Origin of the sequence: Collinsella sp. AF28-5AC, assembly GCF_003457875.1 — a bacterium.
Taxonomy (GTDB): domain Bacteria; phylum Actinomycetota; class Coriobacteriia; order Coriobacteriales; family Coriobacteriaceae; genus Collinsella.
Window position 1 is genome coordinate 1 of the sequence record NZ_QRTA01000001.1, and the last position, 19231, is coordinate 19231.

The following is a 19231-nucleotide window of genomic DNA, read 5'->3' on the forward strand; positions in this document are numbered from 1 at the left end:
CCGCGGCGGCCCGCGCTGCATGAGCATGCCCTTCTGGCGCGAGGACCTCTAAGTCTTTCCGTTTCCGGTGCGGTCCCCCTACAACCGCACCGGCTTCGCCCGTTAAACGGGCAACACTAATACTTACGTAATTCATTTCTTCGAAAGGAATCGAACCATGGGTGTTAACCTCTCCGGCCGTAGCTTCCTCAAGCTTCTCGACCTCTCCACCGAGGAGATCGAGTACCTGCTCAAGCTCTCCAAGAACTTCAAGGACATGAAGCGCGCTGGCGTTCCGCACCGCTATCTCGAGGGCAAGAACATCGTTCTGCTCTTCCAGAAGACCTCCACTCGTACCCGCTGCGCCTTTGAGGTCGGCGGCATGGATCTGGGCATGGGCGTCACCTACCTCGATCCGGGTTCGTCGCAGATGGGCAAGAAGGAGTCCATCGAGGACACCGCCCGCGTTCTCGGCCGCATGTATGACGGCATCGAGTTCCGTGGCTTTGCCCAGGACGATGTCGAGGAGCTCGCTGCTAAGTCCGGCGTGCCCGTGTGGAACGGCCTGACCACTGAGTGGCATCCCACCCAGATGCTCGCCGACATCCTGACCGTCCAGGAGAACTTCAACTACGACATCAAGGGCAAGACTCTCGTTTTCATGGGCGACTGCAAGAACAACGTTGCTCGCTCCCTCATGGTCGTCTGCTCCAAGCTCGGCATGAATTTCGTGGCCTGCGGCCCCGAGGAGTGCATGCCCGCCGACGACGTCATCGAGGCCTGCAAGCCCATCGCCGAGGCCAACGGCTGCACCATCAAGCTGACCACCGACGTCAAGGACGGCGTCACCGGTGCCGACGTTATCTACACCGACGTGTGGGTCTCCATGGGCGAGCCCGACGAGGTCTGGGCCGAGCGCATCGCTCAGCTCACCCCGTATCGTGTTACTTCCGAGGTCATGGCTATGGCCAACCCGGGTGCCATCTTCCTGCACTGCCTGCCCAGCTTCCACGACACCAACACTACGATTGGCGCCGAGAAGTGCGAGCAGTTCGGCATCACCGAGCAGGAGGTCACCGACGAGGTCTTCGAGAGCCCCGCTTCCAAGGTCTTCGACGAGGCCGAGAACCGCATGCACACCATCAAGGCTGTCATGTACGCCACGCTCAAGTAAGAGCATCTAGCATCTCGCTCGGGGTGTATTGCTGCTCACCCCGAGCAGTTTTGTCTGGTAAATATCTTGCGTCGGGCGGTGGGCACGGCACGGAAAATCCGCTTCGCGCGAGAAAGTTAAATGATTTATGAAGGGGGGATGAGAACCATGACTGAGACCGCTAAGAAAAAGCGCGGTATGCCTTCATCGTTCACCATTCTTCTAGCTCTGCTGGCAATTGTTGCAGTTGTTACCGTTATCGTCTCCGGCACGTCCGGCGGCGCGGTTACTGCCGCCCGTCTGAGCGATTTCTGCACCGCCCCGATTAAGGGCTTCGCTGACGCTCTGCCCGTCTGCCTCTTCGTTATGATCCTGGGCGGCTTCCTCGGTATGATGACCGAGACCGGCGCTCTGGACAACGGCATCGCCGTCCTGGTGCAGAAGCTTAAGGGCAACGAGATCATGCTCATTCCCGTGCTGATGCTCATCTTCTCCCTCGGTGGTACCACCTATGGTATGTGCGAGGAGACCGTTCCCTTCTACGCCCTGCTCGCCGCTACCATGATGGCTGCCGGCTTCGACCCGATGGTCGGCGCCGCTACCGTCCTGCTCGGCGCTGGCTGCGGCTGCCTGGGCTCCACGGTTAACCCGTTCGCCGTCGGCGCTGCCGTTGACGCTCTGACCGGCGTTGACATTGCCGTGAATCAGTCCATCATCATCGGCCTCGGTGCCGTCCTGTGGATTGTCACTACCGCTATGTCCATCGTCTTCGTGATGAACTATGCCAAGAAGGTCAAGGCTGACAAGGGTTCCACCATCCTGTCGATGCAGGAGCTCAAGGATGCCGAAGAGGCTCACGGCAAGGCTGCTTCCGAGGTCCACAAGGAGGTCAAGCTCACCGGTCGTCAGAAGGGTGTTCTGATCGCCTTCGCCTTCACCTTCGTCGTCATGATCGTCGGCTTCATTCCGCTGGCCGACCTCAACGAGGGCGTCGCCAACTTCTTCGACGCTGGCGCTGTCTACGACGCCGACGGTAACGCCGTCGTCCAGGGCTGGTCTGCCCTGATCACTGGCCTGCCCATTGGCCAGTGGTACTTCGACGAGGCTTCCACCTGGTTCTTCCTCATGGCTATCCTGATCGGTATCATCGGTGGCCTGTCCGAGAAGCAGATCGTTAACACCTTTATCACCGGCGCTGCCGACATGATGTCCGTTGTTCTCGTCATCGCCCTCGCCCGTGGTATCTCCGTCCTCATGGCTAACACCGGCCTCGACGTCTTCGTCCTCGACGCTGCCGCCAATGCCCTGGCTGGCCTGTCCGGCGTGATCTTCGCTCCCATGAGCTTCCTGGTTTACTTCGGCCTGTCCTTCCTGATCCCCTCGACCTCCGGTATGGCCACCGTCTCCATGCCCATCATGGGACCGCTGGCTGTTAAGCTCGGCTTCTCGCCCGAGGTCATGGTCATGATCTTCTCCGCCGCCATCGGTGTCGTGAACCTGTTCACCCCGACCTCCGGCGCCATCATGGGCGGTCTCGCCCTGGCCAAGATCGAGTGGACGACCTGGCTCAAGTTTGCCCTTAAGCTCATCGTCGCGCTCTCCGTCGTCTGCGCCGTCATCCTGACCGTCGCCTGCGTGTTGATCTAAGTACCCAACGGGTACCCCACGGAAACCTTGACGATCCTGTAAAGGATCACCTGGTCATCGTCTGTCCGGTGGGGTCAACCCACCGGTAGACTCCTACCTTTAGCCCCCTTCCGTTCCGTGCGCGGGAGGGGGCGCTCTTGTGTTCCGGCGTTTTACCAAACGCCGGAACCACTCGACGCTGCAAGCCCGCCAGAGCGGCAATCTGACGTTCAATCGTCGGGCATGGCCAAAAGGCCTATGCCCTCCTCTTTCACGTCACCTTGCTCGCTCTGGCGGGCTTTCGCTGACTTTTGCTCCACCTGCGGCGCTGCCATTGTTGGTGCAGAGGGCGCTTTGCCTACTCTGGTGCCCGTTCGCTGGCTTTGGCTCTGCCTGTGACGTTTTCATTGTTGGTGCTGAGTGCCTTGTTTCCCGTCCCAAATGATCTACCCCGGGTCCCCGGTGGTTGCGGTGGGCGTGTTTGGTTGGTGCCTGTTGATGGTCTGGGTATCGGGGAGGGCGGGCTCCGTTATAATCGCCTAGAACATTAAATGGAAACGGGACGGGAGCCATATATGCGCCAGGGTTTCGACAACGCGAAGTATATCGAGCTGCAGGCTGCTCACATTAAGGAGCGCATCTCGCAGTTTGGTGGCAAGCTCTATTTGGAGTTTGGCGGTAAGCTGTTCGATGACTATCATGCGAGCCGCGTGCTACCGGGTTTTGAACCGGACAGCAAGTTCCGCATGCTCAAGAGCATCGCCGACGATGTCGAGGTTATCATCGCAATCAACGCGAACCACATCGAGAAAAACAAGGCTCGTGGTGACCTCGGTATTACCTATGACGAGGATGTGCTGCGCCTGGTTGACCTGTTCCGCGGCAACGGCTTTGCCGTCGCGGCTGTGGACATCACCCAGTACGCCGGCCAGCCTGCTGCCGATGTGTTCCGCAACCGCCTGAACGCGCTCGGTATTCCCGCCAAGCTGCACTATCCCATCGAGGGGTATCCGCACGATGTCGATCTGATCGTGTCCGACGATGGCTACGGCAAGAACGAGTTTGTCGAGACCACCCGACCGCTCGTCGTGGTCACTGCCCCCGGTCCTGGCTCGGGCAAGCTTGCCACCTGCCTGTCTCAGCTCTATCACGAGCACAAGCATGGCACGGCCGCCGGCTATGCTAAATTCGAGACCTTCCCGGTCTGGAATCTTCCTCTGACGCATCCGGTCAATATTGCCTACGAGGCCGCCACGGCTGACCTCGACGACGCCAATATCATCGATTCGTTCCACCTTGAGGCCTACAACAAGACCACGGTCAACTACAACCGCGACGTCGAGGCCTTCCCGGTAGTCCGTGCCCTGATGGAAAAGATCCTGGGCAAGAGCCCCTACCAGAGCCCTACGGACATGGGCGTCAATATGGTCGGCTTTGCCATCACCGATGACGATGCCTGCCGCGACGCTTCCAAGATGGAGATCGTCCGCCGCTACTTTACCGCGGTCGAAAATGTGCGCCGTACCGGCGTGGGCGATGAGCAAGTCGACCGTCTCAAGATTATTATGAAGAAAGCCGGCATCGATAAGAACTACTCACCGGCGCGCTCAGCGGCCCTCACCAGGGAGCAGCTGACGGGTGGTCCCGTGGGTGCCATGGTCATGCCCGATGGCTCCGTGGTGACCGGTAAGACCTCCACGCGCCTGGGCGCCGCAAGTTCGCTCATTATGAACGCCCTCAAGCATGTCTCGGGCGTCGACCTTGAGCTCGAGGTCATTAGCGATGAGGCGATCGAGCCCATCAGCAAGCTCAAGACGCATTTCCTGGGCAGCAAAAACCCGCGCCTCCACACCGACGAGACGCTTATGGCGCTGTCGATCACCTCGGCCACGAGTGAGACGGCCGCTCGCGTCCTTTCGGGCCTGGAGCAGCTGCGCGGTTGCGATGCCTTCTTTAGCGTGATTATCTCGCCGACGGACGAGACGGTACTGCGCAAACTGGGTATCAACGTGTGCTGCGAGCCCAAGTTTGAGCGCCGCGGTTTCTTCCATCGCTAAGTTTGAAGCACCGCGGTAATTGCATTGCATTTTGGCCGTATCGGGTTAGCGCCCGGTACGGCTTTTTGATCAATAAAGCGCCTATTTCGGCGAAAAATAGCTGTTTACCTGCCTAGAAACAATTTGAGCGGTATACAATAACCGTAACTGTTTCATCCTTAGCGGGATGCCGCATGATGGATATTACCTGCCATCGTGAGGTGTGTCGGTCGCGCACGGCGCGTTAGATGCTCGTGCTCGGTTTGAGGAGGCTGCTATGGCGGGCAAGGGTCGTGCGAGTGTCAACGATATGAAGCGTGTCGAGGTGCTGGTGTTGATGGAGATCGACCAGCAAACTGAAGACAATGGCGGGCCGTATGGTTTCTCGCGCAAAACGCTTGCCGAGCGCGTGGGGGTTTCGCCGTATCGTGCCCGCGCCGCAATCGATCGCTTGGATTCCGAAGGCATGATTGATGTCGTCTCGCGTTATAGCGACGACGGCGGTCAGCTTGCAAATGGCATTTGCCTCACCGAACGTGGCGAGTGGTATCTTGAGGGCGTCCGTACCGGCATGCTCGTTCAAGAAATGCTTGAGGACGAGGTTGCTGATCGATAGCAGCATGTAACCCTTGCCATAGCGACGCCGCCTGGGAAACCGGGCGGCGTTTTGTTTCAAGATTGAGAAATGCAATCTCACGCGAGAAAAATTGCGAACGGTCCGCGGCGCGAGTATTACAATGAAGACCCGTAAGATGTGGATAAACAACTTCTACGGGAAGCGCAGGTAACTCAATATGACCAAGCATGTGTTCGTAACCGGTGGCGTGGTTTCGTCTCTGGGCAAGGGTATCACCGCGGCCTCGCTGGGCCGTCTGCTCAAGTCGCGTGGCTACAAAGTAACGATGCAGAAGGCCGACCCGTATCTGAACGTCGACCCCGGTACCATGAGCCCGTTCCAGCATGGTGAGGTCTTCGTTACCGAGGATGGTTACGAGTCCGACCTGGACCTGGGTCATTACGAGCGCTTTATTGATGAGAACCTGACCCGCGATTCCAACTTTACGACCGGCGCCATCTACAAAAGCCTGATCGCCCGTGAGCGTCGCGGCGACTTTTTGGGCGGTACCGTGCAGGTGATTCCCCACGTCACCAACGCCATTAAGGACAAGTTCCGCCGCATCGAGGAGCAGACCGGCTCCGATGTAGTCATCACCGAGCTGGGCGGCACGATCGGCGACATCGAGTCGCAGCCGTTTGTCGAGGCCATCCGCCAGTACCGCAAGGAGGCCGGCCCCGAGAACGTCTGCTACATTCACGTGTCGCTCGTTCCCTATATCGCCGCCGCCCACGAGGTCAAGACCAAGCCCACGCAGCATTCCGTCAAGGAGCTCCGCAGCTTTGGCATCCAGCCCGATATCATCGTGCTGCGCTCCGACCACCATATCGATGACGCTATCCGCGGAAAGATCGCAAGCTTCTGCGACGTCGACACCGATTGCGTCTTTACCAACGAGGACTGCGCGAGCATTTACGATGTTCCGCAGCTGCTTGCCGAGCAGGACTTTGACCTGCGCATTTGCGAGCGCCTGGGTCTGGATCCGCGTGAGCGCGACATGAGCGAGTGGAACGAGTTCCTGCGCAAACAGAATCACGCCAACCATCACACCGACAAGGTGAAGATCGCCGTCGTGGGTAAGTACACGCAGCTGCCCGATGCGTACCTGTCGGTTATCGAGGCCCTGCACCATGCGGGCGTCTTCTACGATCGCCATGTGGACGTCCAGCTGGTCGACGGCGAGAGTCTCGACGAGCAGAATGTCTCCGAGGTTCTGGGCGACGCCTCGGGCATCCTGGTCCCCGGCGGCTTTGGCAAGCGCGCCCTGGAGGGCAAAATCCTCGCGGCCGAGTTTGCCCGTGAGCACAAGATTCCGTATCTGGGCATTTGCCTGGGTATGCAGGTCGCCGTGTGCGAGTTTGCCCGCAATGTCGTTGGCCTTGCCGGTGCCAGCTCCTCCGAGTTCGATCCGGATGGGCCGTATAGTGTCATCGATCTGATGAGCTCGCAGGAGGACGTGACCGAGAAGGGCGGCACCATGCGCCTGGGCGCCTATCCGTGCAAGCTCGCCGCCGATACCCTTGCTCGCGAGGCATATGGCGAGGAGCTCGTCTACGAGCGTCACCGTCATCGCTTTGAGTTCAACAACGCCTTCCGTGACCAGCTCGAGGACGCCGGCTTGGTTATCTCGGGTCTGTCGCCCGACGAGCGCCTGGTCGAGATGGTCGAGCTGCCGCGCGACGTGCATCCGTGGTATGTGGCAACCCAGGCTCATCCCGAGTTCAAGAGCCGCCCGACCAACCCGCAGCCGCTGTTCCGCGAGTTCGTGCGCGCTTCGATCGGCCAGCACGAGGGTGTCGACCGTCTGCAGGTGACGCCCATGAACCTCGCTACGGACTAAGGGTGCCGGCGAATAAGGAACATACCGAAGCTACTCCCTCGTCGCTCGCCGTGGCGGCGGGGGAGTATCTCGATTACCTCGCGGTCGAGCGGGGTTTGGCGCGCAACACGATTGCGGCCTATCGTCGTGACCTGACGACGTACTGCGCCTATCTGGAGCGGGCGGGTATTGTGTCTTTTGAAGAGGTGACCCGTCAGGTCGTGGAGGGCTTTGTCGCCGACCGTCGCGATGGGGGCTATTCCGATGCCTCGGTGGAGCGTGCGCTTGCGGCCGTGAAGGGCCTACATGCCTTTTTGGTGCGCGATGGGGCTGTGGCCCAAAATCCAACGGCGGCGTTGCGCCTGCCTAAAAAGGCTGAGCGTTTGCCGGAGTATCTATCGGTGGAGGATGTCTCGGCGCTGCTCGATCAAGACTTCCCCGAGGGCGAGATGGGCTTGCGCGACCATGCCATCTTGGAAGTGCTCTACGGATGCGGTTTGCGTGTGAGCGAGTTGGTGGGGCTCGATGTGGGCGATATCCATATCGACGATGGCTTTGTGCTCGTTCGTGGTAAGGGCTCGAAGGAACGCCTGTCCCCGCTGGTAGGAAGCGCGGCGCGAGCTCTGACGCTTTATGTAACTGAGGGGCGTTCTCGCTTGGCGGCCCATGCCCGCGGAACCGAGACCTCGGCGGTCTTTTTAAATAAGAACGGCCGCCGTCTGTCGCGCCAGGGCATCCATGCCATCTGTGAGCGCTACGGGCGCCAGGTGGGACTGGTGGGGCTCCATCCCCATACCTTGCGCCACTCCTTTGCCACCCACATGCTCGCGGGCGGTGCCGACCTGCGTGTGCTGCAGGAGATTTTGGGCCATGCCGATATTTCGACCACGCAGGTCTACACGCATGTCGACCGAACGCAACTGACCGAGGTCTATCTGGCGGCGCATCCGCTAGCACATCGCTAGCACCTCGCTGACCTGCATATTTATAAATATTAAATGGGACGGGCCCCAGATTGCCGATACGCACTTTTGCGCGCATGGGCAATCTGGGGCCCGTCCCATTTTTTGCCAGACACCGACGCGGTGGTGGGCCGTGTGTACCGTGGGCGGGGGAGTTTGGGGGCGATGTGAACGGCGTGTAAAGGGACGTAAAAATCGCCTCAAGGTCAACTTGAAGGTTGAGGTTCGCGGGCGTGGTTCTACAGGTGGCATCCCGCCGTTGCTGTAAACACAACATATTGTGTTTTCGAACATATGCTTGGGGGTGTTTTGCAATATATGGTGAGTGGAGTAGTGGGGCGGGGTGGGGGAAGGGGTGGGGAAAGGTGTTGAAAAATGGGGCGGTTCCCCATATTATTAATGACGTCGACAAGCGGGGTGGTTCCCCGCGTACGTGCCATCTGAGTAACCGAGGGGAGGGCGCACATGGGAATGACTGGTGCATACGAGCGCAATCTCGATGCAAAAGGTCGTCTGTCCCTGCCTGCACCCCTTCGCGAGGAGCTTGGAGAGCACGTTCGCGTGTTCAAAGCCCTGGATGTCGATGCTCTGTACGTGTTCTCTGCCGAGGCCTTCGATAAGTGGGTCGAAGGACTCTTCGCGGGTCGTGAGGGCCACGAGGGTTTTAACCCGCGTGACATTAATGACCAGAAGCTCATGAGGGCGATCAACAAGCGCACCACGTCGATGGACGTGGACAGCGCCGGTCGTATCGGTCTTTCCGAGTCTCTCCGCAAGCAGGCGAACCTCGACCGCGAGGTCACGGTTGTGGGCAACTACGACCACCTTGAGGTTTGGGATCGCGCCGCGGCCGATGAGGACGATGACGATGAGGCCCTGCTGGACCTCTTCTTCTCGTAAGGGCAAGGCACGGGTAACGGATGGAGCGTGGGATCTTGACACAAGAATATCGGCATGAACCTGTCATGCTCGGCGAAGTGCTTGAGTCGCTGCGGCTAAAGAGCGGCTCCGTTGTCTGCGATTGCACCCTTGGCGGTGCCGGCCATTCGGTAAAGATGGCCGCGCAGGTGGGGGAGACGGGCCTTTTGCTCGGCGTCGATCAGGACGACATGGCCCTCGAGGCCGCTGGCGCCCGTCTGGACCGCGAGGTTCCCGGCGTTCCGCACCAGCTGCTGAAGGGCAACTTCGGCGACTTGGACGAGCTACTTTGCTCGGCCGAGGTGCCCGGGGTCGATGGCTTCCTGTTCGATTTGGGCGTTTCGTCGCCGCAACTCGATATCCCTGGCAGGGGCTTTTCGTATAACGAGGACGCCCCATTGGACATGCGGATGGATCCGGGTAATAACACCTTAAACGCAGCTGAGGTCATCAACACCTATAACGAACACGACCTCGCCCGGATTCTACGCGTCTACGGCGAAGAGAAGTTCGCCTCGCAGATCGCGCGCGAGATCGTGCGCCGCCGCGAGCAAGAACCGATCGAAACCACCGGCCAATTTGTCGAGATCATCAAGGCGGGTATCCCGGCTGCCGCTCGTCGGCATGGCGGACACCCGGCCAAGAAAAGTTTCCAGGCCATTCGCATCGAGGTCAATCACGAGCTCGATGTGCTCGAACGAGGGCTTGATGCCGCCACCAGGTGGCTCAACCCGGGCGGACGTATCTGCGTCATCTCGTATCACTCGCTCGAGGACCGTATCGTAAAGAACCACTTTAAGGAGATGAGCCAGGGGTGCACGTGTCCGCCGGAGATTCCGGTGTGCGTGTGCGGCAACGTGCCGATACTCAAGGTCATCACCCGCAAACCCTTGGTTGCCCAGCCTGATGAGGTTGAGCGCAACCCTCGGGCGAGATCAGCCAAAATCCGCGTGGCGCAGCGTCTGTAGGCGCGACCGTGCGATATTGGACCTCCCGCTCGCACCATAAACGAAGCTTAAACACACTACCAACGTACTCGGGATGGGAGGCGGCATATCATGGGCTACAACACTTCAAGCGCAGCACTCGCCTATGATATGAACGCCATGCCCGCCTATCGTGAGACGCCGCAGGCCCCCGTTGCTCCCCGTGAGCAGCGCACGCCGCGCTTTGATGTCTACACGGGCGCGGGCCGTCAGGCAAACCAGGCGGTAAGCCCGGTTTTCATGAGCGTTCTTAAAACGTTTTGCATCATTGCGGCTATCTTCATGACGATCGGCGTCGCCCGCGTGGCGCTCGCCGGCGTTACGGCCCAGGTGCTCAACAGCAACGCCGAGCTTACCAACACGCTCGAAAAAGCGACCGATGAGAGCTCCGACCTGGAGGTCATGCATTCGGTCTATGGTGCCGACACGCGCATTCGCGACCTTGCGGGCGCTTATGGCATGGTGGAGCCCAGCGAGAGCGTTACACTTGACTTTTCGCAGGATGCAGCCGCGGGCGCCAACGCGACCGCGACCGCTCAGTAGCAAGACGGTAGCTGAGTATGACAAATGACTATCGCCGCGGTTCCGATGGGGGCCGCGGTTCTGGACGTCCCTCGTCGCGGGGACGTTCTGGTTATCAAGGAACGGGTCGGCAATCTTACAACGCCGGGCAGTCCCGTGGCAACGACCCGGCGTCGCGACTTCGCGGCTCGGGCGGCCCTCAAGTGCATAACACCAGGTCGCGCAAGAGTTCGTCGACCGAATGGCTCACAGGCGCGCCTCTGCCTCGCCGCAAAGCCGTCATGGGCTTCATCGGGCTTGGCTTGGGCTTGGGCGTCTTTCGCCTTGCCGACTATCAAATTGTCGAAGCCGATAAACTGCGCGAGCGTGCCGATGCGCGCCGCCTGCTTGCGCAGACCCTCTATGCCAAACGCGGCACCATCTACGACCGCAACGGCAACGTGTTGGCGTCGTCGGTCGAATGTCGCAACATCGCCGTGAACCCGCAGCTTGTCGAGGATGTTGACAAGACGGTGTCGGCGCTGGTCAAGGCAACTGGAATCGATAAAAAGACCTGCCGCAAGCTCGTTGAGTCCGATGGAACCTGGGTGTATATCAAGCGCCAGGTGGACGAAGACGATGTTGCGGCGCTGGAGAAGAAGAACCTGCCCGGCGTGCTTTTTGAGCAGGCCATGAAGCGCGTATATCCATACGGCAATCTGGCATCGCAGGTGCTGGGTGTAGTGAATGTAGACAACGACGGCTTGACGGGTCTCGAAAAGCAATACAACAAGCTTCTGACCGGCACGAACGGTTCTCTCGTACGCGAGCGCGCGAGGGACGGCAGCTATATCGCGGGCGGTGCCTATAAAAAGGTGGCTGCGGTCGACGGCGTTGATATCGTGACGACGCTCGACGTCAATATCCAGCGTGCGGCCGAGGATGCCCTGGCAGAGGCAGTTGAGAAGACTAAGGCCAAGAACGGCTCGGCGCTGGTCACCGATCCTACGACAGGCGAGATTTTGGCAGCCTGCTCGTACCCGACCTACGACCAGACCGATCTGGAGAATGCCAAGACCGAGGATATGAATCTGCGCCTGGTCACCGACGCCTACGAGCCCGGCTCGGTCTTTAAGACGCTCGTGGCGGGCGCCGGCTTCGACTTGGGCGTCGTGCGATCGAGTACGTCGTTTGAGGTGCCGGCGAGCATCAAGGTGGGCGACGATACCGTCACCGATGCCGACAAGCGCGACTATGCCATGACCATGGATGTGCGCGAGATGATGCGCCGTTCGTCCAACGTGGGCTTTGTCCTGGTGGGGCGCAAGATCGGTGCCGACGACTTTGCCGCCTATGTGGACAAGTGGGGCATCGGTCACAGCTCGGGTGTCGATTTTCCGGGAGAGAGTCTGGGTATCGTCAAGGAGCGTGATCAGTATGACGGCGCCACGCTGGGCTCGATGAGCTTTGGACAGGCACTGTCCGTCTCGCCGATTGAGATCGCACGTGCCGTGGGCGGCATCGCCAACGGCGGCGTGATGATGACACCGCACTTCTATAAGTCCAGCAAAGGCGACGAGAAGGACTGGGGTGAAGGCGAGCGCGCGATTTCGGAGGACGCCGCATCCCAGGTGACATCGTGCATGCAGACGGTCGTGTCCGAGGGAACGGGCGTTGGCGGCGCGGTTGACGGCTATGACGTGGCGGGTAAGACCGGTACGGCCGAACGTGCCGACGAGAACGGCGGCTACCTCAAGGAGAACTACATGTCGTCCTTTATGGGCTTTGCACCGGCACAATCGCCCAAGGTGCTGTGCTATATCACGCTCGACGGAACGCCGAGCGGCTCAGATGCCGCTGCGGTGCCGTTCCAGTCCATTATGGCCAACGCGCTCGACGTGCTGGGTATCCCGCACACGAAGTAGGGGGTTACAATCTTTGGGGCGTTGTTTGTTGTCCCATATGAGGGTGTTCACATGCCCTGCACCACGCATGTGCGGCGCTGGGATACAATACGCCGATAGCATTATTAGGTTTACAGGGGAGCTGCAATGATAGAGATCGCCGTCAACAACCTCGCGGCCGCAACAGGGGCCCGAACCGTGACGGGAGAAGCCGATCGGGTATGCCGCGGGTGCGTTATCGACTCGCGCCAGGTCGAGGAAGGGACGATTTTCGTCGCCTTTCCCGGTGAAAACGTCGACGGCAATGATTTTGCTTCCCGTGCCGTCCAGTCGGGTGCCGGCGCCGTCGTGATGACGCGTGAGCCCGAGGCTGAGCTGGTCTCGCTGGCGCAGGACAAGGGGTGCGCCATCCTGCTGACCGATGATCCCGAGGAGTTTCTGCTGCGTTTGGCGCACACGTATCGCCTGGAGCTTGGCTGCCTGGTCGTTGGCATTACCGGTTCCATCGGCAAGACGACGACCAAGGACGTGCTCGCCGCCGTGCTCGCCAAGCGCTATCGTGTCTGGGCCACCAAGGGCAATTTCAATAACCTGATCGGCATGCCGCTCACGGTGCTTTCCGCTCCGGCCGATACCGAGGTCCTGGTGCTCGAGATGGGCATGAACCATTTCCACGAGATTGAGCGCCTTTCCCAGTCCGCCAATCCCAACCTTGCCATCGTAAGCAAGATTGGTACCTCTCACATCGGCATTTTGGGCAGCCGCGAGAACATCGCCCGCGCTAAGGCCGAGATTGTCCAGGGTATGTGCGCCGCCGGCGACTTCTTGCCGCTGCTGGTTTTGGGCGGCGAGGACGACTTTACGCCGTTCATTCGCGATACGTTCGCCCAGCCTGCTGGTATCGATGTGATGCTGGCCGGCGTCTCGGACGATGATGAGGTCCGTGCCCGCGACATTCGTGTTGATGACGAGGGACGTCCGGTCTTTACGCTCGATTTTGGCCAGGGTGAGACGATCGATACCATGCTTGCCATCCCCGGCGTGCAGTCCGTTCCTAATGCCGTTAAGGCCGCCGCGGTTTCCTATCGCCTGGGCGTGACGCCCGAGCAGATCGATGCTGCCTTTAGGGGCCTCACGATCACCGGTCACCGCCAGGAGATCAAGCGCGCCAAGAGCGGTGCCCGCGTCATCGACGATTCCTATAACGCCAGTGCCGAATCCATGGCTGCTGGCCTCGATCTACTGTGCTCGCTTTCGTGCACGGGGTCTCGCATGGCGATCCTGGGCGAGATGGGCGAGATGGGCGATGAGGCTCCTCGCATGCATGAGCTCGTGGGCGCCTATGCGGCCGCCAAGAAGCTCGACATGCTGGCGTGCGTGGGTGGTGAGCTGGCCCAGCTTATGGCCGATGCCGCGCGCATGATGGGCATGGACGAGGACCGCATCCAGGTGTTCTCCGATTATCAGCAGGTGCTCGACCGCATGGGCGGCGCGCTTGAAAAACATGATGTTGTACTGGTCAAGGGTTCCCGCTTTGTTGAGCTCGACCGCTTTGTGGAAGGTGTGTGCTAGCCCATGTTCGGCAATCCCTCGTATCCAACGTATCAGGCTTTTTTGGGGCTTGGCATCGCCGCTGCCATTGCGCTGCTGCTCATGCCGTGGTGGATCAAGCTGCTGAAGGTCGAGGGTATCGGCCAACAGGTCCGAGCCGACGGCCCCAAGCGTCATTTGATTAAACAGGGTACGCCGACCATGGGCGGCGTCATCATCCTTGTTGCGATTTCGCTGACCTGCCTGCTGATGGGCAAGCTCACCACCGAGCTCGTGCTCGTGCTGCTCGCCACGCTGGCGACCGGCGTGCTGGGCCTGATCGACGACCTGACCTCCGTTACGCATGGGCGCTCGCTCGGTCTGACGCCTCATGCCAAGATGATCGGCCTAACCATTATCTGTGTCACCTTTACGGTACTTGCCGTCAACTGGTGCGGCGTCGCCCCCGAGATTCGTTTTCCCGGCGGCCTGACGATTGACCTTGGCGTGCTTTCGACCACCATCTGCGGCCTTTCGTTCCCGTGGCTCTACATTGTCTTTTGCTGGCTGATGATCGCCGGTCTTTCTAATGCCGTGAACCTGACCGATGGCCTTGACGGTCTTGCCGGCGGCACCTCCATGATTGCCATGCTCGCCATGGCTGCCATGGCGTTTTTGCACGGAGACGTGAACCTGTCCATCTTCTGCACCGCGTGTGCCGGTGCCTGCTTGGGCTTTCTGTGGTTCAACTGCTATCCGGCGAGCATCTTTATGGGCGATACCGGCTCGCTTGCCCTGGGCGCCGCGTTTGCCTGCACGTCCATCATGACCAACACCGAGGTCGTCTCCCTCATCATCGGCGGCCTGTTTATCGTTGAGACCCTGTCGGTCATGATTCAGGTTGTCTACTTCCACTTTACGCACAAGCGCGTCTTCCTTATGGCGCCCATCCATCATCATTTCGAAAAGAAGGGCTGGGCCGAGACCAAGGTCGTCATCCGTTTTTGGATTATCGCTGCGGCCTTTGGTGCCGTTGGCCTTGCTTTGTTCTTCCAGTTGGGATAGTGGTCTTTCATGCCTCTTGCTGATGTCTTTAGCCTGCTCGTTTTGGGTCAGGGCAAATCCGGTCTCGATGTCGCCCGCTGGGCGCTGGCACATCCCGAGCGCGTAAGCGCCGTTACCGTGTATGGCGGCGGCACCTCTGAGCCCAATGACGCCACGCGTGCGCTCGAGGCTGCTGGTGCGTCGTTTGTCTATGGGGCCGAACAGGTCGAGGGCGCCTATGACGTGTGCGTGACATGCCCGGGTATTTCGGAGTTCTCGTCCTTCTTTAAGGCGGGGCGTGAGCATGCCGCTCAGATTATGGGCGAGCCCGAGTTTGCCTATCGCTTGTCTCCCCAAAATTGGATTGCCATCACGGGCACCAACGGCAAGACAACTACCACGTCGCTGACTGATTATCTGCTCAAGGCCGCCGGTGAAGCCAGCGTGGCCGTCGGCAATATCGGTGAGCCGCCGGTGAACGAGATCGACGGCCGCGCACATAATGAGTGGTTTGTGGCCGAGCTGTCGAGTTATCAGATTGCTACGACCGCCGAGCTTCATCCTCGCGTGGCGGTGCTGCTCAACATCACGCCCGACCACCTGGGCTGGCACAAGAGCCACAAGAACTATGCGCTTGCCAAGATCAAGTTGTTCGAGAATATGGTCGACGACGACCTCGTGGTTATCGACGTTGAGGATGCCGGCATCCATGAGTTCGATGAGTACATCTACATGCCGGGCCGCCGCATCTGCAAGGTCGCTTTTGACGAGCCCGAGGGTGCAGACGCCGCCTTTGTGCGCGACGGCAAGATGATCGTGCGTCTGAAGGGTGTCGAGACCCCGCTCATCGCTACATCCGAGCTCAAGATCTCGGGCCATCACAATGTCATCAATGCCCTATGTGCTGCCACGGCTGCTTTGGCCGTCGGTGCCGATCCCGAGGGCATTTGCCGTGGTTTGGCATCGTTCCAGCCGCTGGAGCACCGCGTTGAGCCCTGTGGCGAGATCGATGGCGTGCGCTACGTCAACGATTCCAAGGCAACGAACACCGATGCAGTCGAAAAGGCCCTGACGGCGTTTCCCGACGACGATGTGATTTTGCTGCTCGGCGGCCACGATAAGGGTACGCCGCTTGCGGACTTTGCCCGCGTCGTTATGGACAACGTGCGCTCGGTCGTTTGCTTTGGCGATGCGCGCGAGCGCTTTACCGCCGCTATGGACGAGGCCGATGTCGATGGTGACGTGGATATCGCCCAGGCGGATGACCTGCGCGATGCCGTGGACGTCGCCCGTTCGCTGTCGAGCCGTGGCGACGTGATCTTACTTTCTCCTGCCTGCTCTTCGTTCGATGAGTTCTCGGGCTATGAGGAGCGCGGCCGCGTGTTTAAGGACTATGTGGCCCAGCTTGCCGCTGCGGCGAAATCGCAAATGGAATAGGGGTTGCCGGTGAGAGAGGAGAGCCCCCGACAAGGTATGAGGAGGCCCGACTCGGACCGTGCTTCCTCGCGGCGCAGCACACCGCGTTCCGGTCGCGGCGGGCAGACGTTTAGCGAACGCTATATTGCCGGCGTTCCCGCCCGTATCATGCGCCCCCGTTTGATATTCATGGCCTGCCTGTTTACCTTGGTGTGCTTTGGCCTGCTGATGGTGTACTCGGCGTCTTCGGTCGAGGCGCTGCACGAGAATGGCTCGGCGACGTTTTTTCTGTTTCGACAAGCCGCGTTTGCCGGAGTTGGCGTGCTGGCTATGGTTGCCATCGTGCGCATCTTGCCGGACAGTTGGTTTGGGGAAGACGTGCTCAGGATCTTCCTCATAGGCATGATAGGGCTACTGTTTCTGGTGTTCTTGGTGGGCAGCGGCAGCCGTGGCGCCACGCGCTGGCTCAACATCGCCGGCATTCAGTTCCAGCCTTCCGAGTTTTTAAAGCCATTTGCCATTGCGTATTCGGCCATCATGCTCGATCGCTTCTTTTCGCCCGGTGGCAACATCAACGAATTCCTTCGCAAGATGGGCATCTACCTGGGCATTTCGCTCTTTCTGATCTTTATCCAGCCCGATTTCGGTACTGTCCTGATCATCCTGTTGACCCTCATGTGCATGGCGTTGTTTGCGGGTCTCGACCCCAGATTTATCATCGGCGTGCTAATCTTCGGCATTCTCGTGATCGCGATTGCGCTTGTCGCAGAGCCGTACCGTATGGTGCGTATTCAGGTTGCCTTGAACCCTTGGGCCGACGAGTATGGTGACGGCTATCAGGCCACGCTTGCCATCATGGCCTTTGCCTCGGGCGGTCTGTTCGGCCGTGGCATCGGCAACTCAACCATGAAGTACTCGTATCTGCCCGAGGCGCACAATGACTACATTCTGGCTATCATTGGCGAGGAAGTCGGCTTTGTCGGAACCGTGCTGTTCTTCTTGGTGTTTGCGATGCTGATCTACTCGGCGTTTCGCATTGCCGAGCAGGCGACCGATCGTCGGGGCGCGCTCATGGCGTCTGGCTCCGCGGTCATTCTCGCAGTGCAGTTTTTGATTAACGCGCTGGGCATCCTCAACGTGTTTCCCATGACGGGCAAACCGTTGCCGTTTATTAGCTACGGCGGTTCGTCGATTATTGTGTCGCTTATGCTTGCCGGGTTGATCCTGCGCGTTTCGTACGAGAGCGCCCGCCGCGATGAGTATGACCGCCGCCGTGAGAGCTTTGCCGTTATGGACGAGAGCACCGCCGGCGTAGCCCATGTGCGCGGTGAACGACCTTCGCGTAGCGGCTTTACCGTTCTGGATGGTTCTGCATCCGAGCCGGCAGCTCGTCCACGCCCGCGAATGGCTCCGCAAGGTCGTCCGCAGCGCCCCAGCCCTCGCAACGCGGGCGGCGGATATAATCGAATCGATTTGAACTCGGACCCGTCGGCGCGTCTGCGTACCGACGACCAGGGACCGCGTGTACGAAGGGACTACCATGACCGATAAAATGACCGTTGCTATTGCAGCCGGCGGCACGGCAGGACACATCAACCCCGCGCTCGCCTTGGCCGAAGAACTGCGTGACCGTGGCCACCACGTTGTGTTCGTGGGCCAGTCGCGCAAGCTCGAGGGTCGTCTGGTCCCCGAGGCTGGGTTTGATTTTGTGCCCATTACGGTCACGGGCTTCGACCGCTCCCGTCCTTGGACGGCGCTGACCTCGCTGTGGCGTGTCAACAAGGCCAAACGTGCGCTCGCCAGTCATTTCTCAAAGGTCGGCAAGCCCGATGCTGCCGTCGGTTTTGGTGCCTATGTCGAGGTTCCGCTGCTGGGGTGGTGCAAGGGCGCAGGCGTTCCGTATCTGCTGCATGAGCAGAACTCTGTTCCGGGCCTGGCCAACAAGATGATGAACTCCCACGCCGCCCGCGTGTGCATCTCGGTGCCGGCAGCGCGTTCGGTCTTTGAGCGCGAAGGTGACCCTGACCACGTGCTCATGACCGGCAACCCCGTACGTCGCTCGGTAATCGAAGGCGATCGCGCTCGCGGCCGCAAGGCACTTGGCGTTCCCGAGGACGCTACGCTGCTGCTCGTCTTTGGCGGTTCACTTGGCGCCCAGCACCTCAACGAGCGCGTGGTTTCGCTCAAAAACGAGCTGCTTTCGCGCAAGAACCTCTATGTGTTGCATTCGACGGGTGCCGACGGCTTTGAGGAGACCGAGCGCGCTTTGGCGCTGACGCCCGAGGAGGCGAAGCGTTACCGCGTCCAGCCTTACATCGACAACATGGGCGATATGTTGGCTGCTGCCGATTTGGTGCTCTCGCGTTCGGGCGCATCGAGCGTGGCCGAGATCGCTGCGCTCGCCGTGCCCTCGGTGCTCGTGCCGTATCCGCATGCGACGGCCGACCACCAAACCACCAATGCCCGGTATCTGGTCGACGCCGGGGCCGGCGTGCTCTGCGCCGATGCCGATATCGACGGTTCTGCCTTTGCCGATGAACTGCTGCACCTGGTCGATGACGCGGCGGCGCGCGACGCCATGCGTCAGGCGGCGCGTGGTCTGGCTCAGGATAGGGCCGCCGCTCTTCTGGCGGATGCGGTAGAGGGTTTGCGTTAGTTAGACGGGATATCGTCGGTCGCCCTCGCGCTGATGCGGTAGGTGCGGTACAGTTAACGGGTTACAGGCAGTGTTTACGCAAGGA

Annotated in this window: 15 protein-coding genes; all 15 read left to right on the forward strand. The window is 60.1% G+C overall.

The genetic code is table 11. The annotated features are described in order from the left end of the window. Positions 1–157: 157 nt before the first annotated feature. The 15 genes from argF to murG all read left to right on the forward strand — a co-directional run bounded on the left by argF (position 158) and on the right by murG (position 19146). On the forward strand, positions 158–1153 hold the full coding sequence (argF, locus tag DWZ01_RS00005) for an ornithine carbamoyltransferase (protein WP_099431521.1): 996 nt from the start codon (positions 158–160) through the stop codon (positions 1151–1153). Positions 1154–1291: 138 nt separating this feature from the next. Then, the gene (locus DWZ01_RS00010; protein ID WP_369831649.1) at positions 1292–2779 is read left to right on the forward strand and encodes a YfcC family protein; all 1488 of its coding nucleotides are present in this window, start codon (positions 1292–1294) and stop codon (positions 2777–2779) included. Between the two features lie 554 nt (positions 2780–3333). Beyond that, positions 3334–4815: a DUF1846 domain-containing protein gene (locus DWZ01_RS00015; protein ID WP_117847516.1), complete on the forward strand. Its 1482-nt coding sequence runs from the start codon at positions 3334–3336 to the stop codon at positions 4813–4815. A gap of 256 nt (positions 4816–5071) precedes the next feature. Continuing rightward, complete coding sequence (locus tag DWZ01_RS00020; protein WP_040358312.1) at positions 5072–5410, forward strand: hypothetical protein; 339 nt, start codon at positions 5072–5074, stop codon at positions 5408–5410. Positions 5411–5588: 178 nt separating this feature from the next. After that, positions 5589–7250 (forward strand): CTP synthase, encoded by a 1662-nt coding sequence (locus DWZ01_RS00025; protein WP_117770006.1) that lies wholly within the window; start codon positions 5589–5591, stop codon positions 7248–7250. Positions 7251–7252: 2 nt separating this feature from the next. Further along, positions 7253–8194: a site-specific tyrosine recombinase XerD gene (gene xerD / locus DWZ01_RS00030; protein WP_171025140.1), complete on the forward strand. Its 942-nt coding sequence runs from the start codon at positions 7253–7255 to the stop codon at positions 8192–8194. 462 nt (positions 8195–8656) lie between these two features. Next, positions 8657–9091 carry a division/cell wall cluster transcriptional repressor MraZ gene (locus DWZ01_RS00035; RefSeq protein ID WP_006234269.1) on the forward strand — a complete coding sequence of 145 codons (435 nt, stop codon included), beginning with the start codon at positions 8657–8659 and terminating at the stop codon, positions 9089–9091. A 20-nt stretch (positions 9092–9111) separates the two neighbouring features. Beyond that, positions 9112–10077 (forward strand): 16S rRNA (cytosine(1402)-N(4))-methyltransferase RsmH, encoded by a 966-nt coding sequence (gene rsmH / locus DWZ01_RS00040; protein ID WP_006234266.1) that lies wholly within the window; start codon positions 9112–9114, stop codon positions 10075–10077. A 90-nt stretch (positions 10078–10167) separates the two neighbouring features. Beyond that, positions 10168–10638 carry a hypothetical protein gene (locus DWZ01_RS00045; protein WP_022094483.1) on the forward strand — a complete coding sequence of 157 codons (471 nt, stop codon included), beginning with the start codon at positions 10168–10170 and terminating at the stop codon, positions 10636–10638. A 182-nt stretch (positions 10639–10820) separates the two neighbouring features. Beyond that, complete coding sequence (locus tag DWZ01_RS00050; protein WP_306421710.1) at positions 10821–12521, forward strand: penicillin-binding protein 2; 1701 nt, start codon at positions 10821–10823, stop codon at positions 12519–12521. A 126-nt stretch (positions 12522–12647) separates the two neighbouring features. Further along, positions 12648–14072, forward strand: coding sequence for a UDP-N-acetylmuramoyl-tripeptide--D-alanyl-D-alanine ligase (gene murF, locus DWZ01_RS00055; RefSeq protein WP_117770004.1), 1425 nt, complete (start codon positions 12648–12650; stop codon positions 14070–14072). Between the two features lie 3 nt (positions 14073–14075). Continuing rightward, complete coding sequence (mraY, locus tag DWZ01_RS00060) at positions 14076–15095, forward strand: phospho-N-acetylmuramoyl-pentapeptide-transferase (protein ID WP_117746963.1); 1020 nt, start codon at positions 14076–14078, stop codon at positions 15093–15095. Between the two features lie 9 nt (positions 15096–15104). Then, a complete protein-coding gene (gene murD, locus DWZ01_RS00065; RefSeq protein WP_117770003.1) occupies positions 15105–16511 on the forward strand; it encodes a UDP-N-acetylmuramoyl-L-alanine--D-glutamate ligase in 1407 nt (468 codons plus the stop codon). A 36-nt stretch (positions 16512–16547) separates the two neighbouring features. Beyond that, positions 16548–18041: a putative lipid II flippase FtsW gene (gene ftsW / locus DWZ01_RS00070; RefSeq protein ID WP_117770002.1), complete on the forward strand. Its 1494-nt coding sequence runs from the start codon at positions 16548–16550 to the stop codon at positions 18039–18041. Further along, complete coding sequence (murG, locus tag DWZ01_RS00075; RefSeq protein WP_117770001.1) at positions 18031–19146, forward strand: undecaprenyldiphospho-muramoylpentapeptide beta-N-acetylglucosaminyltransferase; 1116 nt, start codon at positions 18031–18033, stop codon at positions 19144–19146. The genes ftsW and murG overlap by 11 nt, the downstream gene beginning before the upstream one ends. Positions 19147–19231: the final 85 nt, after the last annotated feature.

Excerpts from the sequence above, each read along its gene's own strand:
- argF (WP_099431521.1), top strand. The coding sequence starts at position 158 with ATGGGTGTTAACCTCTCCGGCCGTAGCTTCCTCAAGCTTCTCGACCTC.
- DWZ01_RS00010 (WP_369831649.1), top strand. The coding sequence starts at position 1,292 with ATGAGAACCATGACTGAGACCGCTAAGAAAAAGCGCGGTATGCCTTCA.
- DWZ01_RS00015 (WP_117847516.1), top strand. The coding sequence starts at position 3,334 with ATGCGCCAGGGTTTCGACAACGCGAAGTATATCGAGCTGCAGGCTGCT.
- DWZ01_RS00020 (WP_040358312.1), top strand. The coding sequence starts at position 5,072 with ATGGCGGGCAAGGGTCGTGCGAGTGTCAACGATATGAAGCGTGTCGAG.
- DWZ01_RS00025 (WP_117770006.1), top strand. The coding sequence starts at position 5,589 with ATGACCAAGCATGTGTTCGTAACCGGTGGCGTGGTTTCGTCTCTGGGC.
- DWZ01_RS00035 (WP_006234269.1), top strand. The coding sequence starts at position 8,657 with ATGGGAATGACTGGTGCATACGAGCGCAATCTCGATGCAAAAGGTCGT.
- rsmH (WP_006234266.1), top strand. The coding sequence starts at position 9,112 with ATGGAGCGTGGGATCTTGACACAAGAATATCGGCATGAACCTGTCATG.
- DWZ01_RS00045 (WP_022094483.1), top strand. The coding sequence starts at position 10,168 with ATGGGCTACAACACTTCAAGCGCAGCACTCGCCTATGATATGAACGCC.
- murF (WP_117770004.1), top strand. The coding sequence starts at position 12,648 with ATGATAGAGATCGCCGTCAACAACCTCGCGGCCGCAACAGGGGCCCGA.
- mraY (WP_117746963.1), top strand. The coding sequence starts at position 14,076 with ATGTTCGGCAATCCCTCGTATCCAACGTATCAGGCTTTTTTGGGGCTT.
- murD (WP_117770003.1), top strand. The coding sequence starts at position 15,105 with ATGCCTCTTGCTGATGTCTTTAGCCTGCTCGTTTTGGGTCAGGGCAAA.
- ftsW (WP_117770002.1), top strand. The coding sequence starts at position 16,548 with ATGAGGAGGCCCGACTCGGACCGTGCTTCCTCGCGGCGCAGCACACCG.
- murG (WP_117770001.1), top strand. The coding sequence starts at position 18,031 with ATGACCGATAAAATGACCGTTGCTATTGCAGCCGGCGGCACGGCAGGA.